Annotated in this window: 10 protein-coding genes; 5 read left to right on the top strand and 5 right to left on the bottom strand. The window is 68.5% G+C overall.

Annotation, left to right across the window (positions count from 1 at the left end):
- Positions 1 to 12: 12 nt before the first annotated feature.
- Entirely contained in the window at positions 13 to 1,446 is a 1,434-nt protein-coding gene (locus AK36_RS28875; RefSeq protein WP_011880432.1) for an efflux transporter outer membrane subunit, read from the bottom strand.
- Positions 1,443 to 2,486 (bottom strand): HlyD family secretion protein, encoded by a 1,044-nt coding sequence (locus AK36_RS28870; protein WP_011880431.1) that lies wholly within the window; start codon positions 2,484 to 2,486, stop codon positions 1,443 to 1,445. The genes AK36_RS28875 and AK36_RS28870 overlap by 4 nt, the downstream gene beginning before the upstream one ends.
- 83 nt (positions 2,487 to 2,569) lie before the next feature.
- On the opposite strand from AK36_RS28870, the gene AK36_RS28865 reads away from it, so the two are divergent.
- Positions 2,570 to 4,147, top strand: coding sequence for an MFS transporter (locus AK36_RS28865; RefSeq protein ID WP_011880430.1), 1,578 nt, complete (start codon positions 2,570 to 2,572; stop codon positions 4,145 to 4,147).
- Positions 4,148 to 4,239: 92 nt separating this feature from the next.
- Here the strand turns inward: AK36_RS28865 and AK36_RS28860 are convergent, their stop codons facing one another.
- A complete protein-coding gene (locus AK36_RS28860) occupies positions 4,240 to 5,220 on the bottom strand; it encodes an alpha/beta fold hydrolase (RefSeq protein ID WP_011880429.1) in 981 nt (326 codons plus the stop codon).
- A 417-nt stretch (positions 5,221 to 5,637) separates the two neighbouring features.
- Here AK36_RS28860 and AK36_RS28855 point away from each other — a divergent pair, with 417 nt between their 5' ends.
- From AK36_RS28855 to AK36_RS28845, 3 genes are all read left to right on the top strand, one after another.
- Complete coding sequence (locus AK36_RS28855) at positions 5,638 to 6,063, top strand: DUF3331 domain-containing protein (protein WP_011880428.1); 426 nt, start codon at positions 5,638 to 5,640, stop codon at positions 6,061 to 6,063.
- Positions 6,064 to 6,383: 320 nt separating this feature from the next.
- Positions 6,384 to 8,180 (top strand): ATP-binding protein, encoded by a 1,797-nt coding sequence (locus tag AK36_RS28850; protein WP_045579817.1) that lies wholly within the window; start codon positions 6,384 to 6,386, stop codon positions 8,178 to 8,180.
- A gap of 191 nt (positions 8,181 to 8,371) precedes the next feature.
- Positions 8,372 to 8,809 (top strand): DoxX family protein, encoded by a 438-nt coding sequence (locus tag AK36_RS28845; protein WP_011880426.1) that lies wholly within the window; start codon positions 8,372 to 8,374, stop codon positions 8,807 to 8,809.
- A gap of 360 nt (positions 8,810 to 9,169) precedes the next feature.
- Here AK36_RS28845 and AK36_RS28840 read toward each other — a convergent pair whose 3' ends face one another.
- Together AK36_RS28840 and AK36_RS28835 are read right to left on the bottom strand one after the other, a co-directional pair.
- Positions 9,170 to 10,078, bottom strand: a complete 909-nt coding sequence (locus AK36_RS28840) for a LysR family transcriptional regulator (RefSeq protein WP_011880425.1) — start codon at positions 10,076 to 10,078, stop codon at positions 9,170 to 9,172.
- Between the two features lie 328 nt (positions 10,079 to 10,406).
- Positions 10,407 to 11,222, bottom strand: a complete 816-nt coding sequence (locus tag AK36_RS28835) for a response regulator transcription factor (RefSeq protein ID WP_045579816.1) — start codon at positions 11,220 to 11,222, stop codon at positions 10,407 to 10,409.
- A 986-nt stretch (positions 11,223 to 12,208) separates the two neighbouring features.
- Here AK36_RS28835 and AK36_RS28830 point away from each other — a divergent pair.
- Positions 12,209 to 15,586 (top strand): YadA family autotransporter adhesin, encoded by a 3,378-nt coding sequence (locus tag AK36_RS28830; RefSeq protein ID WP_011880423.1) that lies wholly within the window; start codon positions 12,209 to 12,211, stop codon positions 15,584 to 15,586.
- Positions 15,587 to 15,758: the final 172 nt, after the last annotated feature.

Genomic DNA, 15,758 nt, shown 5'->3' with positions numbered 1-15,758 from the left:
ACGAGCGCGGCTTCACTGCGCATCGGTTTGCACCGCATCGCGCGCCGCTTGCCGGCCCGCTCCCGCGGGCGCCGTCCAGCCGCCACCCAGCGCACGCACGAGGCTCACCGTCGCGATCGCGAGCGCTTGCCGGCTGTGAATCAACTGGCGCCGGGCATTCAACGCGTCACGGTCCGCATCGATGACTTCCAGATAGCCGACGTAACCATGCGCATAGCGGCTCAGCGACAGCCGCGCGGCGGCATCCGTCGCGCGCACGGCGTCGCCGTAGCGCGCGATCCGCTCCCGTTGCGCGGCGATGTCATTGAGCGCGTCCTGTACGTCGCGCAACGCGCCGATCGCAGTCGCCCGGTAGTTCGCGTCGGCAACCTCGACGCCGGCTCGCGCGGCCGCCACCGCGGCATCGCGTTTGCCACCGTCGAACAGCGTCAGCGCGACGTTCGCGCCGAGGCTCCACAGCGAGCTGTTGCGATCGATGAAGGTGCGCAGGTCGCGGGTCGCGAAGCCGCCGTCGGCGGTCAGCGTCAGCGTCGGCAGCCACGCGGTGCGCGCGATGCCGACCTCGAGCGACGCGGCATCGACACGCCGCGCGGCCGCGAACACGTCCGGACGGCGCGCGAGCAGCGTCGACGGCAGGCCGGGCGGCACGTCCGGCACGCGAACGGGCACGGCGCTCGCCTCGAGCTCGAACGCGCTCGGGGCCATACCCGTCAGCACCGCAATGGCATCGACGAGATTCTCGCGCAAGCGCCGGCTGTCCGCGAGATCGGCGCGCGCGGTATCGAGATCGGCCGACGCGCGCAGTGCGTCGAGGTCGCTCGCCGCGCCGGCCCGCACGCGGGCGGCGATCACGTCCAGCGCGGTGCGGCGCAGCCCGATTGCGCTGTCGAGCGTCGCGAGATCGTCGTCGACGTAGCGCAGCGTCAGGTAGTCGACGGCAACCTCGGTTGCCACCCGCAGCCGAACCGCATCGCGATCGGCCGCGGCTTGCAGCACATTCTGCGCACCGACATCCGCGTCGCCGCGCAGCCGGCCCCACAGATCGACTTCGTAACTCGCGGCGACGGGCACCGACCAGTTGTGCATGATGCGCTTCGGCAACGCGTTGTCGACGGTGCCTGATACGCGCGCGTGGCTGAACGACGGATCGACGCGCACGCTCGGCCACAGCGCGGCGTCGCGCATGCCGAGCAGCGCTTGCGCCTGCGCGACGCGCGCGGCGGCGGCGCGCACGTCGAAGTTGCGCGCGAGCGCGGCGTCGACGAGCGAGTGCAGTTGCGGGTCGCCGAACCATGCGGGCCATGCTTGCATCGATGGCGCATGCTCGGCCGACGCGTCGGCATGCTGAAACCCGTCGTGCCCGAGCGCCACCGGCGCGAGCGGCTGCGGTGCGATCGAGCACGCGCTCAACAGGCTCGCGGCGAGCAGGGCGGATGCGCGCTTCATCGTGCGTCAGGGCTGCGCTGCAGCGTGACGACGACCGACAGCCCGGGCCGGATGCGCGGCTCCGTCGCCGCCGGGCCGTCGAGCAGGATCTTCACCGGCACGCGTTGCGTGACCTTCGTGAAATTGCCGGTCGCGTTGTCGGGCGGCAGCAGCGCGAACTGCGCGCCGGTCGCCGGCGACAGGCTGTCGATGCGGCCGCTGAAGGTGCGCTGCGGCAGCGCGTCGAAGCGCAACTGCACGGCGTCGCCGGTGCGCACGTTGCGCAGCTGCGTCTCGCGGAAATTGGCGACGATCCACGGATGCGGTTCGACCAGCGTGAGCAGCGCCTGGCCGGGCGCGACGTGCTCGCCGGTCTCGACGGTCTTCTTGCCGACGTAGCCGTCCGACGGCGCGACGACGGTCGTATAGCCGAGCTGAAGCTGCGCGTCGCGCAGTTCGGCGTCGTTCTGGGCAGCCGCGGCATCGGCGGCCTGCGACGCGGCGAGGGCGCTGCGCCGTTGCGCGTCGGCCGCCGCGACGCGCGCCCGCGCGGACTTGCGCGCGGCATCGGCCGCGTCGAACTCCTGCTTCGACAAACCGCGCGGCGTCTCGTGGGCCAGCTCGCTGGCCCGCGCGTAATCGAGCTCGGCCTTCTCGGCATCGGCGCGCGCGGCAACGAGCGCCGCGTCGGCCTGCGCGATCAGCGCGACGGCGCGGCTCGCATCGGCGCGCGTCTGCGCGACGCGCGCGCGCTGCGCGGCGACGCGCACGTCGAAGTCGCGCCGATCGATCTGCACGAGCGCCTCGCCCGCGTGGACGAACTGGTTGTCGTCGACGAGCACACGCTCGACCGTGCCGGCCACGCGCGGCGAGATCACATGCAGGTGGCCGGTCACGTACGCATCGTCGGTGCCCAGGTCGCGCGTATCGAACGCGTACAGCAACGACCCGACGAGCAGCAGCGCGAGCACCGCGATCGCGACGATCGCCGGCGCGCGCGCACGCGACGGCGCAGGCGCAGACGATGCAACGGGCGGGGTGGGGGACGGGGGCGGCGTCATATTCGGCAAACTCCATCGTACGGGCAGGTTTCGGCGCATCGCGTTATGCTTGCGCCAGCTTGACAGGCGGGAGCCGCTCGACGATGAACACCACGTTCGCCCCCGGTAGTGCCGCGGCGCCGGCAGCCGGCCCCGCTTCCGACATTCCGACGTTTCGTTCGATCGCGGCGATCGCGGCCGTGCTGCTCGGCGCGATCATCGCGACGCTGACGTCGCGCATCACGTCGCTCGGCCTCGCCGACGTGCGCGGCGCGCTCGGCGCGGGCTTCGACGAAGGCGCGTGGATCAACACCGCATTCACCGCATCGCAGATGTTCGTCGGGCCGCTCGCGATCGCGGCCGCGTTCCTGTTCGGCACACGCCGCGTGCTGCTCGCAGGCGCCGCGGTGTTTCTGTGCGCGGAGACCGCGCTGCCGTTGTGCACGCAGTTCGGCGCGTTCATCGTGTGCCAGGCGATCGCCGGGCTCGCGTCGGGCGTGTTCGTCCCGCTGACGATCGGCTTCGTCGTGCGCACGCTGCCGCCGCGGCTGATTCCGTTCGGCATTGCCGCGTACGCGATGAATCTCGAGATGTCGCTGAACCTGTCGGCCACGCTCGAAGGCTGGTACAGCGAACACCTGAGCTGGCGCTGGCTGTTCTGGCAGAACGCGGCGCTGACCGTGCCGTTCATCGCGTGCCTGATGGTGTCGCTCGCCGACGAGCCGGTCCGCCGCTTCGCATCCGGCATCGACGCGCGCGGCATGCTGCTCGGCGCGGGCGGCTTCACGTGCCTGTGCATCGCGCTCGACCAGGGCGAGCGGCTGTTCTGGCTGCAGTCGCCGCTGATCGTCGCGCTGCTCGCGATCGGCACGCTGATGATCGCCGCGTTCCTGATTCACGAGCTGGTGTCGCCGCGCGCGGGCATCGATCTGAGCTATCTCGTGCGCCCCAACATCGCATTGCTGATCGTGCTGGTCGGCCTCGTGCGCTTCACCGTGCTGAACACGAGCTTCATCCCGTCGCTGTTCCTGGCCAGCACCTACGGGCTGCGTCCGCTGCAGATTGGCGATACGCTGCACTGGATCGCGATACCGCAACTGCTGTTCGCGCCGTGCGTCGCGCTGCTGCTGCAACGCGTCGATCCGCGCCGGCTGATCGTCGCGGGGTTCGTGACGGTGGCGATCGCGTTCGCGCTCGGCGCGCAGCTCACGCCGGTGTGGGCCGAGCCCGACTTCATTCCGTCGCAATTGCTGCAGGCGCTCGGGCAGACGATGGCGCTCACGTCGGTCATCGTGTTCTTCGGCCGGCACGTGATGGCCGAGCATGCGCTGACGTTCGGCGCGGTCGTGCAGACCACGCGCCTGCTGAGCGGTCAGCTCGGCACGACGGCCATTGCGGTGATCCAGCGTATCAGGGAGGCAACCCATTCGAATCTCGTCGGTCTGCACGTGTCGCTGTCCGATCCGGAGACGCTCGAGCGGCTGCGGGCCGGGGCGGCGTCGCTGGTGGCGCACGGCGCGACGTTCGCGACCGGCAACCAGGCCACCTACGCGCTCGTCGATCGCGCGGTGCGCGTGCAGGCCACCACGCTCGCACTCGCCGACAACTTCCGCGTCGCGATGGCGTTCGCGCTCGTCGGCGCGGCGATCGGCCTGGTGCTGCGCCCGGCGCGTGCGCCGTGAGCGCGCGGCCGCGCATCTGAAAATTCCTGGAAAAATCTGTGGCGGCGTGCGTCGTCGCGGCGGGTTCGCCGCCGCGACGACGCACGTCACGCTTACGCCTGCAGGAACGCGAGCAGCTCCGCGTTGATGCGATCGGCGTTGACGACGCACATCCCGTGGGCGCCGCCTTCGATCACCTTCAGCACCGCGTGCTTGACGATCTTCGACGACAGCCGGGCCGAATCGTCGATCGGCACGATCTGGTCGTCGTCGCCGTGCAGCACGAGCGTCGGCACGTCGAACTTCTTCAGGTCGTCCGTGTAGTCAACTTCGGAGAACTCCTTCACGCACAGGTACTGGCCGTGAATGCCGCCCATCATGCCCTGCGACCAGAACGCGTCGATCGTGCCTTGCGACACCTTCGCGTTCGGACGGTTGTAGCCGAAGAACGGCACCGCGAGATCCTTGTAGAACTGCGAGCGATTCTCCGCGACGTTCTTGCGGATGCCGTCGAACACGTCCATCGGCAGGCCGCCCGGATTGGTCGGCGACTTCACCATCTGCGGCGGCACCGCGCCGATCAGCACGGCCTTCGATACGCGCTTCGTGCCGTGGCGGCCGATGTAACGCGCGACTTCGCCGCCACCTGTGGAGTGGCCGACGAGCGTGGCTTCGCGCACGTCGAGCGCGTCGAGCAGCGCGGCGAGATCGTCCGCGTACGTGTTCATGTCGTTGCCGTGCGACGGCTGGCTCGACCGGCCGTGGCCGCGGCGGTCGTGCGCGATCACGCGATAGCCGTGCTGGACGAGGAACAGCATCTGCGCATCCCACGCGTCGGCGCACAACGGCCAGCCGTGCGAGAACACGACCGGGCGACCCGCGCCCCAGTCCTTGAAGTAAATCTGCGTGCCGTCTTTCGTGGTGATCGTGTTCATCGTATGAGCTCCTGGGTGGGCTGAAGAGGCGTTGCCGGCCGGCTTGCCGGCCGCGGCCGCCATCGTGGGCAGCGCGGCTGCCGCGACGGCCGTGGCCCCCGCAAGCAGCATGTCGCGGCGGCGCGCCGACGGTACGGCATCGGTTTGTTCGGGATGCATCTGGACTCCTGGGATATGCGGCGGCGGTGCCGCACGGGATGGTGAATCGGTGCGACCAGCCCCCGCCATCCCGTCGTGCGGCCGGTCTGCGCCGCCACGTGCCGGCCGAGGCGGCGCGGACGAGCGAATGCCGTCAGGAGCGTATCCCGGCGCCGCGAGCGCCGTACTGAAATCCGGCTGAATTTTCTTGAACGCGCCCGCGCGCGAGCGAGAGGCCGCGCTGCAGAACAATTCAGTCCGTCACCGAGACTCTTCAGCGGACGGCGACTATCGTCGACATCGGGCCGCCCGGCGCACGTCGCGTCGGCTGGCGTCAGCTGGCGTCGGCCGCAACCCGCGCCGCGCGACGCGAACGAGCCCGGATCGCCCGGATCACCGAATCGCGGGCCCGCCCGTTACTTGCCTGGATATGCCGCCATGGACGCGTTCACTCGTTGGGAGCTGATGATCACATCGCTCGGGCCGTCGCCCGTCGCAGGGCTGCGGCCGATGCCGCGCGCCGCGCAGACGGACGGCCGCAGCCGCCTTCATCGGGACGACCCGCCGATCCCGTCGAGCGGCGACGCGCGGCGCCGCAGCGCGATCATCGCCGCCGAACGGCAGACCGATTCGTCGGTGCTGGTGTCGTGGAGCGACTCGACCCACTGCCGCTACGACGAGCAGCGCTGGATCAGCGCGAAGGCACGCTCGCGCGGCCGCTGCGCGCTCACCGGGCTGCCGATCGCGACCGGCGACGCGATCTACAAGCCGCAATGGCGCGGCGCGAAGCGCCCGGCCAACTGCCGCGAGATGATCCTCGCGGCGGCGCTCGACCGCTTCGCCGTGCGGCAGCCGCACGCGTGACGCGACGCTGGGGAGCCGATCGACCGGTATTCGTTGGACGAATAAAAATCGGCATTCGGCCGAATGCCTTTTCATCGCATATTGGCCGATAAATTCATCGACGCAGCCCCGCTTTCATGCGTGAAACGCGCCTGCGCGAGGCGCTGGCCGATTCGGCGAATCCAATACCGGTATTTACCAATTTCCGGTCATTTCAAAAAATGCGATCGTTCCATTCGGATAATTTGAATCATTCGATCATGCAAATACCGTAGCATTGACGCCGGATACGCGCGCTGCCCCCGCGGCGCGCGGTTGACCGTCACCAACGCGAAATTCTCATGATCCGGATTGGAACACTTCACGTTTTTCTCGACAGACGTGAAATTCGTTCGAACGGCACGCTGCTGCGTATCGGCAGCCGCGCATTCGAAATTCTCGAATTATTGATTCGGGCGGACGGGGCGCTAGTATCGAAAGATGAAATCATGCAGCGCGTCTGGCCGCATACCGTGGTCGAAGAAAACAACCTGCAGGTGCATATCGCGTCGCTGCGCAAGGCGCTGGCCGCCGACCGCAACCTGATCGTGACGGTGCCGGGCCGCGGCTACCGGCTGGTGGTCGAGCGGGACGACGCCGAGCCGCCGGTGCGCACGGAGACGCTGCGCCCGGCCATGGTGCCCGGTGCGCTGTTCGGCCGCGAAACGATGCTGGCCGACGTGCAGGCCGCGCTGCAAGTCGCGCGCGTCGTCACGCTGGTGGGCGCCGGCGGGATCGGCAAGACGCGCGTCGCGATCGAGGCGGCCGCGCGTGCGCAAGAGCGGTTCCCGGAAGGGACGGTGTTCGTGTCGCTGGCCACGGTGGCCTGCTCGAACTTCGTGCCCGACGCGCTCGCCAGCGCGTTCGGCATCGCGCAGCCGGCCGGCTCGCTGACACTCGAAGCCGTGCTGGCCAGTGTCGCGCGGCGCCGGATGCTGCTCGTGCTCGACAATTGCGAACACCTGCTCGACGCCGCCGCCCGGATCGCGAGCGCGCTGACCGATGCCGACGACGGGCTGAGCGTGCTCGCGACCAGCCGCGAGGCGCTGCGCATCCATGGCGAGCGCGTGTGCCCGGTGCCGCCGCTCGACGTGCCCGCTGCCGACGCCGACCCGCGCGATGCGATGAACGCGAGCGCCGTGCAGTTGTTCGCGGCGCGCGCGCGTGCGGCCGATCCGCGCTTTCCGCTGGATGAACGCAGCCTCGCGCTGATGGCATCGGTGTGTCGCCGGCTCGACGGGCTGCCGCTCGCGATCGAGCTGGCGGCCGCGCGCGCCGCCGTGCTCGGCATCGACGTGCTGGCCGCGCATCTCGACGATCACTTCAGGCTGTTGACCGGCGGGTTTCGCACGGCGTTGCCGCGCCACCAGACGCTGCAGGCGATGTACGACTGGAGCTACCGGCTGCTCGGCGACGACGAGCAGCTGCTGTTGCGCTGGCTCGGCGTGTTCCGCGACAGCTTCACGATCGAGGCCGTGCGCGAGGTCGTCGGCGCGAACGGGCCGTCCGGCACCGATCTGCTCGATACGATCGCCGGCCTTGTGTCGAAGTCGCTGCTGATCCTCGAGACCTCGCAAGGCGGCCCGCGCTACCGGCTGCTCACGACCACCCGCGCCTATGCACGGCAGCAGCTCGAGGCGCACGGCGAGTATGCGGCAGCGGCGCGCTCGCATCTGTGCTACTTCCTGAAGTTGTTCAGGCACGCGCCCGGCGGGCGCGGCAACGGCGCGGGTGGCAGCGTGCGGCTCGAAGTCGTGCGGCGCGAGCTCGGCAACCTGCGCGCCGCGCTCGACTGGGCATTCTCGACGGGCGGTGACCGCGCGCTCGGCATCGACCTCGCCGCGGTGGCGGTGCCGTGCCTGTTCGACCTGTCGCTCGTCGACGAATGCCGCGAACGCGCACGCGTGGCGCTCGACGCGATGCAGGACGCCGACGTGACGCCGGCCTGCGCCGATGCGCGCGTGCGCTTGCTCGCCGCGTACGCGGCGGCGCTCGCTCATACCGGCGGCTCGACGCAGGCGGCACATCACGCATGGCTGCAGGTGCATCGCCTCGGCCACGATGCGCTCGACGCCGACGCGCAGTCGCGCGAACCGTAACGCCGCGCAGGCTTCAGGACGTTTCAGTCCGGCTACAGGACGGCGCCGGTTCGCGCGCGTAGATTGTGCGAACGGCGCACGCAGGCCGCATGTCGGCGTGCGTGCCGCGATCGCCCGCGTTCGCTCGCGGTGGCGTGACGCCACCGAACGGGCGCGTCGGCGCCTCATCCGCCCATCCGGACGACCGTTACATGAATCCTGCTCAATCCGCTCCCGCTCCCGCTCCCGCTCCCGCTCCCGCCCGCATGGCCGTCGATCTCGGCCTGCTGTTCCTGCGCGTCAGCGCAAGCCTGCTGTTGCTCGTCGTGCACGGCTTGCCGAAGCTCGTCCACTACACGGCCGAAGCGGCCGCGATCGAGGACCCGTTCCATCTCGGGCGCACGCTGTCGATCCTGTTCGCGATCTTCGCGGAAGTCGTGTGCCCGATCTTCATGATCGTCGGCCTGTGGCCGAGGCTCGCCGCGTTGCCGGTGATGATCATCACCGTCGTCGCGCTGGTGTTCGTGCATCCCGACTGGTCGCTGCGCGACGGGCAGTTCGCGTGGATGCTGCTGATCCTATTCGGCACGATCGCGATCGCCGGCGCCGGCCGCTATGCGCTGCCGCGCATCCCGCTTCGACGCGCGTAGCGCGAGCGCAGGCGCGGCTGCGAAACATAACGCTGCCGAGGAGAGGATGCTGGTTCCGCCGGCCGAGAAGCCCCACGCGTCGTTCAGCCTGATCGGGTGGCTCGAGAAGGAGATGAAGCGCCTGCACGATACGCTCGGCTGACGCCGGCAGGGTCGCGCGGCGCTGTCGGCCGGGCACACGCGGGAGCTGAGAGCAGCGTGATGCAGCTGGGGCAGAGGTCACGCCGATTAAAGCCCTGAGCGGCGTGTCAGACGATCGGCATGGGGCGCACGAGGCCGTGCGTGGAAGCGGGCGTGGTCGCGCATCATGCGTGCCCCGCAGGGCGAACGCGCCCGCGTGCGGGCCGTCGAACGGCAGCGTCAGTGCGGCGCCGTGAAGCAATCGACGAGGTGGGGTTTGTCGAGTTGCTCGACCCACCAGTGCAGTGCGCGTCCGGCTTCGTCGCCGCGCCATGCGAGATAGCAGTGCGTGGTATCGCGCATGCCGGTCACCTCGCGCGCGACGAGCTTGCCGCTGGCGATCGCGGGCGCCGCGATGCATTCGGGCAGCGTGCCGACCGCGAGGCCCGCGCATTGCGCCTCCAGTTTGGCGGTAAGCGTCGGCACGGCGAGGTACGGCTGGCCGGGGTCGATCCCGATCGACTGCGGCTGCAATTCGCGCGACGTATCGCTGATCACCGCGCCGCGATACTGGACGACCGAGGCCATCGACAGCGGTTCGGGCAGCGCGGCGAGCGGATGCGATGGCGCGACCGCGAACACGTGCTTGAGCGAGCCGATCGGCCGCGCGATGATGTCCGGCAGCTCGGGCGGCTCGCCGGCCGCGCCGACGACGAGATCGGCGCGACGCGAAATCAGCGCGTCCCACGCGCCGCCGAGCACTTCGGTCGACAGCCGCAGCCGCGTGTCCATCCCGAGCGCATAGAAGCGATGGACGTACGGCCACAGCGAGTCGAACGGCAGGATTTCGTCGATGCAGACGCGCACTTCCGTTTCCCAGCCCTGTTGCACGCGCAGCGCCTTCAGCTCGAGCTGTTCGGCCGCGCGCAGCAGGCGCCGGCCTTCCTCGACGACGACGCGGCCCGCATGCGTGAGCTTCGCGCGTCGTCCGCTGCGGTCGAACAGCGCGATGCCGAGGTCGCTCTCGAGTTTCTGCACTTGATAGGTCAGCGCGGACGGCACGCGGTGCAGCAGCTCCGCCGCTTCGGCAAACGTGCCGGTGCGGTCGATCGCGTCCAGGGCTTCGAGCGCTTCGAATGACAGCTTCATCGCGGGTTCCGGTAGAGAGGCTGGCGTATGGTACCAGCGCCAGCGCGGCGCGGGCAGCATCGGGCGTCGTGATTCATGGGGCTGGTGCGCGTCGTCTTCGGCTCGCTTGATCGGACACTTCTTCATACGACTTCATTCGGCCGATGGCGGGCGCAGGTGTGCACTACGAGCTATGCCAACGGCGCTTCGCGATGAAAGTCGCCAACTTGTTCGCGCGTCTCGTCGTGAGCGGCTATCACTCGTTCGCGGTGTGGGGATTCGGCAATGCACGCACGGGCTGCCAAGGGCGAAACAGGGCGGGCAGCCGCGGCCGTCGTTGCTGCCGCGGTTACGCGTCGCGTTCCCGCTTGCGGCCGGTCGCGGGCGCTGCCGCGACGCGCTGCCTGCGCCATTCGGTCGGCGTGATGCCGAACCGTTCGCGGAACGCGGTGGCGAAATTCGCGGGCGTCGCAAAGCCGATCTCCTTCGCGATGTTGGCGATGCTGAGCGACGTCGAATCCAGCAGATCGCGCGCGACGCGCAGCCGCTCGTGGCGCACGTATTCGAACACCGTCTGCCCGAGATTGTCGCGAAACGCGCGCGACAGGCGCTTCTCGTGCGTGCCGACCGCGCGCGCCAGTTGCTCCACCGTCGGCGGCTCGTGCAGTGAGCGCGACAGGTGGCGGATCGCCGCGCGCACGATGATGCCGTCGTCCCTGCCGGCCGCAGCCACGGTGGGCGCGGCCGATGCCTCGCCCGGCAGCGGGCGCCGCATCCGCATCAGCTGCACGCGGATCCGCGCGATGACTTCGGCGGGCTCGAACGGCTTGACGATGTAATCGACGCCGCCGATCTCGAGCCCTTCGATGCGCTCGTGCAGTTCGCCGGCCACCGTCAGGAAGATCACCGGGATCGCGCTCGTCAGCGGGTCGGCCGCCAGCCGCCGGCACGCGGTGAACCCGTCCATGCGCGGCATCCGCACGTCCATCAGCACGAGATCGGGCAACAGCGCCTGCGCGCGCTGGCACGCCTGCACGCCGTCGTGCGCGATGCTGATCCGGCACCCGGTGTCGCGCAGAAGGTCGACCAGCAAGCGCAACTGGTCGGGCTGATCGTCGGCGATCAGGATATGGGCATTGCTCAATACGGATGTCGAGGGCTGCATCGTTTACCTGTTCGGGAAGTGCCGCGGGCTGCGTTGCCGTGCGTATCGATTCCACTGCGGGAAAATCGTCGGAAGCTGCGACATGGCTTCACGAACGGGCGCGGCACGCGCGCATCGACAAACAGAATCGGCCGGTCTGCACGGCAGGCAGTATCTCGGCCCAATACCCGGCGTTGTCTCTTTCTATTGCTGACGCGATAAAGCGGCAGATCATGGTCGCGACCGGAATCGATGCGAATGGAATTGTAGGGGGAGATTCGAATCCTCGCCAGAGTAACGGCATGGATTATTCGGACGCGTAGCGAAAGTACCGCAGGAAGGTCTTTCGGTTTTACGTTTTTTAACTTGATTGCGTTTCCCTCGGATTCGCTCCGGCAAAGTATTTGTCCGCTTCAGAAAACATTTTTATTGATCGCGGAAATGCGCAATCGTTTGCGCATGCCGTTTTTGTAACGTAAGGCATTGAAAATTAAGGATTTGTCATTTTATAAAGAATGGCATCTTCTCGAACGCAAGGTGCTGTCCCATAATTCGTCCGAACTTTGGATGGCGAATCGATTCACCGGGTCGGTCGGTCTGGCAAAGGAGTCCGGCGCTGAGGAAACCAAATCGGTTCCGCTTATCGGTGTGTACCACGATACATATTCGGCGCGGCAATCTTCGCATCTGCATTAGCGGTGCAGAACGAATTGCCTTGGTAACAATGTGTCGCGTAAAGCAGTCGGTCGGGGCGCGACGGATGAAATAGAAAATACGGGGTTAGTCGCGCCGCGCGGTGCGTCCCATTCGGATTGTCAATTGCAGCAGGCTGAATCGCGAGAATCGGCCGGGACGAACTCGTCCATAACCTGAACTTCGCATTACTGATGTTCTGGTAAAGGGTGAAACACAGACCGGTGCGCCGCCCGAGCAACGAGAAGTCGGATTCGACGGTGTGAATGAACGTAAGTAGTCCATAAACCATAAGCCACATAACGGAGCAGAAAATGCAGAGGAACCAGATCTCGGCGCTCGTCGCCGCCATGTTCGCAAGCGCAGGTGTGCTGGTCGCGGGGGCTGCCCACGCCGACAACTTCGTCGACCGCGGCAATCCGGACAACGCGTTGACCGGGCAATGCATCGACGGCACGAACCCGTTGTGCGTCGCGACGAAGAGCGGCACGTACGTCGCGACCAGCAGCACGAACTTCACGTCGGGCGCGAACGCGAAGGCCGGTTCCAGCGGCATCGCGATCGGCGACCAGTCGAACGCCGGCAGCCAGGGCGGCTCGAGCAGCGGCGGCGGTATTGCGATCGGCGTCGGCGCGCAGGCGCTCGCGAACTCGGCGACCGCGATCGGCACGGTGGCGCTCGCGCAAGGCAACACGGCGCTCGCGATGGGCCGCCAGTCGGCCGCGATCGGCGACTACTCGATGGCGCTGGGCAACGTCGCCGACGCGCACGGCACGAGCTCCATCGCGCTCGGTCACTCGGCGCTGGCGAGCGGCGATCGTTCGATTGCGATCGGCGGCGCGAATCCGACCACCAGCGACGGCGTCTCGAACGGCGCTTCCTACGACGCGGCGACGCAGACACGTGCGGGCGGCACGCAGTCGGTCGCGATCGGCGCGGGCGCGCAGACGAACGACAACAACCAGGTGGCCATTGGCTCCGGCAGCATCGGCGCGAACAACGGCGGTACGCCCGTGTTCGGCGGCACCGCCGCGCCGGTCGGCGGTGCGGTGTCGTTCGGTTCGGTCGGCCATGAACGGCAGATCCGCAACGTCGCGGCCGGTGCGGCCGATACGGACGCGGTGAACGTCGAGCAGCTGAAGAACGTCAACGGTACGCTGAGCACCGGCATCGCGAACGTCGATGCGCGCGTGACCTCCGTCGGCAATACGCTGTCGACGTCGATCGCCAGCGTCGACCAGCGCGTGACCAATGTCGGCAACAGCCTGAGCACCAGCATCGTCACCGCGACGCAGAACGTCGTCAAATACACCGACGATTCGCATGCGGCGATCGCGCTCGACGGCGCGAGCGGCACGACGATCAGCGGGCTCGCGGCCGGCGTTGCCGATACCGACGCGGTGAACGTCGGGCAACTGAAGGGCACCGTCGCGCCGCTGCAGACGTCGCTGTCGACCGCGGTCGGGAACATCACGAACCTGCAGAACAACGTGACCGGCCTGAGCGCGTCGCTGAGCACCGCGGCGTCGAACATCGGCGGCCTGCAGGCGGCCGACGCGCGCAACGTGAAGTACGACGGCGCGAGCGGCTTCGATTCGGTCACGTTCGCCGGCCCGAACGGCACGACGCTGCACAACGTCGCGGACGGCGTGGCCGCGAACGACGCGGTCAACGTCGGCCAGCTCGGCAAGGCGACCGATACGCTGAACCAGTCGATCGCCAACGTCGGCAACAGCGTGACGAAGCTCGGCGATCAGGTGAACGTGAACACCGGTAATATCGCCGCGCTGCAACAGGACGCGCTGCAATGGAACGCGGGCCTCGGCACCTATGACGCGAGCCACGGCGGCAACGGGCCGCAGCGCATCGGCAACCTCGCGGCCGGCCGAGACGGCACCGATGCGGTGAACGTCGACCAGCTGAATGCGGCGATCCACGACGGCACGAGCCAGCTCGACGCGCTCGCGGTGAAGTACGACGATGCGAGCAAGCGCCAGGTGTCGCTCGGCGCGGGCAACGGCGGCGTGCCGGTGCGCGTGACCAACGTCGCGGAAGGCAGCGTGTCGGCCGGCAGCACGGACGCGGTCAACGGCGCGCAGTTGCGCCGCGCGACCGACGCCACGGCGGCCGCGCTCGGCGGCGGTGCAACGGCGAATGCCGACGGCTCGCTCGGCGCGCCGTCGTACCGGGTCGGCGGCGACGCGTTCAACAACGTCGGCGACGCGCTGACGAACCTCGACGGCCGCGTCGGCAGCAACACGACGACGCTCGAGAATCACGAAACGCGCCTCGGCGACGCCGAAACCCATATCGCCGGCAATACGACCGCGATCGCCGGGTTGCAGAAGGACGCGCTGCAGTTCGACCCGACGCTCGGCGCCTACAGCGCCGCACGCGACGGCGCGCCGACGCAGCTGACCAACGTCGCCGACGGCCGGATCGCGGCCGGCAGCACGGATGCGGTCAACGGTGGCCAGCTGTACGGCGTGAAGACCGATCTCGAGCAGCAGATCACCCAGGTGTCGAACCAGACCGGCGAGGCCGTGAAGAACGTCGTCAAGTACGACGTCGACGGCAACGGCAACCGGCTGAACTCGGTGTCGCTGGTCGGCGGCAACGCCAACGCGGCGGTCGTGCTGAAGAACGTCGCGGCGGGCACCGACGATACGGATGCGGTGAACGTGAAGCAGCTGAAGTCGGTGCAGTCGAACCTCGACCAGCTCGGCGCGCTCGCGGTGCAGTACGACGATGCGTCGAAGAGCTCGATCACGCTCGGCGGCGCGGGCGGCACGCGCATCACCAACGTGAAGGCCGGCGCGCTCAATGCGACCAGCACCGACGCGGTGAACGGCTCGCAACTGTACGCGACGAACCAGCAGGTCGCACAGAACACGACCGACATCTCGAACCTGCAGAGCAACGTGACCAACATCGCGAACGGCCGGGCCGGGCTCGTGCAACAGCAGGACGCGAACGGCGCGATCACGGTTGGCAAGGACTCGGGCGGCACGAGCGTGAACTTCGCCGGCACGTCGGGCGACCGCGTGCTGAGCGGCGTCGCGGCCGGCGTGAACGCGAACGACGCGGTCAACATGGCGCAGTTCAACAGCGCGCTGAACACCGCGGCGGCCAACGACCGGATCCGTGCGGCGGCGACCGATGCGAACACCACGTGGATCGCGCGCGCCGATGCCGGTTCGATCGGCTCGACGGCGACCGCGACCGGCAAGAACGCGGTGGCGGTCGGGCAGGGCTCGGTGGCCGATCGCGACAATTCGTTCTCGGTCGGCGCGCAGGGCAACGAGCGGCAGATCACCAACGTCGCGGCCGGCACGGCGCCGACCGACGCGGTGAACGTGCAGCAGCTGAACGACAACCTGAACGCTGCGTCGACGCAGGCGAAGGGCTACACCGATCAGCGCGTCGGACAGGTGTACAACGCGTTCAACGATCTGAAGAAAGACATGTACGGCGGCGTTGCCTCGGCGATGGCCGTGGCCGGCTTGCCGCAGCCGACCGGCGCGGGCCGCTCGATGGTGTCGGCGGCGACGTCAAACTATCACGGGCAGCAAGGGTTCGCGGCCGGTTATTCGTACGTGACGGAGAGCAACCGCTGGGTCGTCAAGGCGTCGGTGACGGGCAATACGCGCTCCGACTTCGGTGCGGTCGTGGGCGCCGGCTACCAGTTCTGATGCGGGCGCGAGCCCGTTGAACGGCGGCGCGCGGCGGGCAGGCGGGATGCCCGGCGCGTGCGCGGCCCGAGGTCGTCGATCGACCTCGGGCCGTTTGCATTGTCGATCGGGAAAATCCGGACGGCCCTGCGCCATGGCGCCGCCGCGCCGTTGACTTGCGTCAAGGGCACGC

The organism is Burkholderia vietnamiensis LMG 10929, from assembly GCF_000959445.1.
Classification (GTDB): Bacteria; Pseudomonadota; Gammaproteobacteria; order Burkholderiales; family Burkholderiaceae; genus Burkholderia; species Burkholderia vietnamiensis.
Note: the sequence above shows the minus strand (reverse complement) of the source record. Positions and strands in the feature narration are given on the sequence as shown.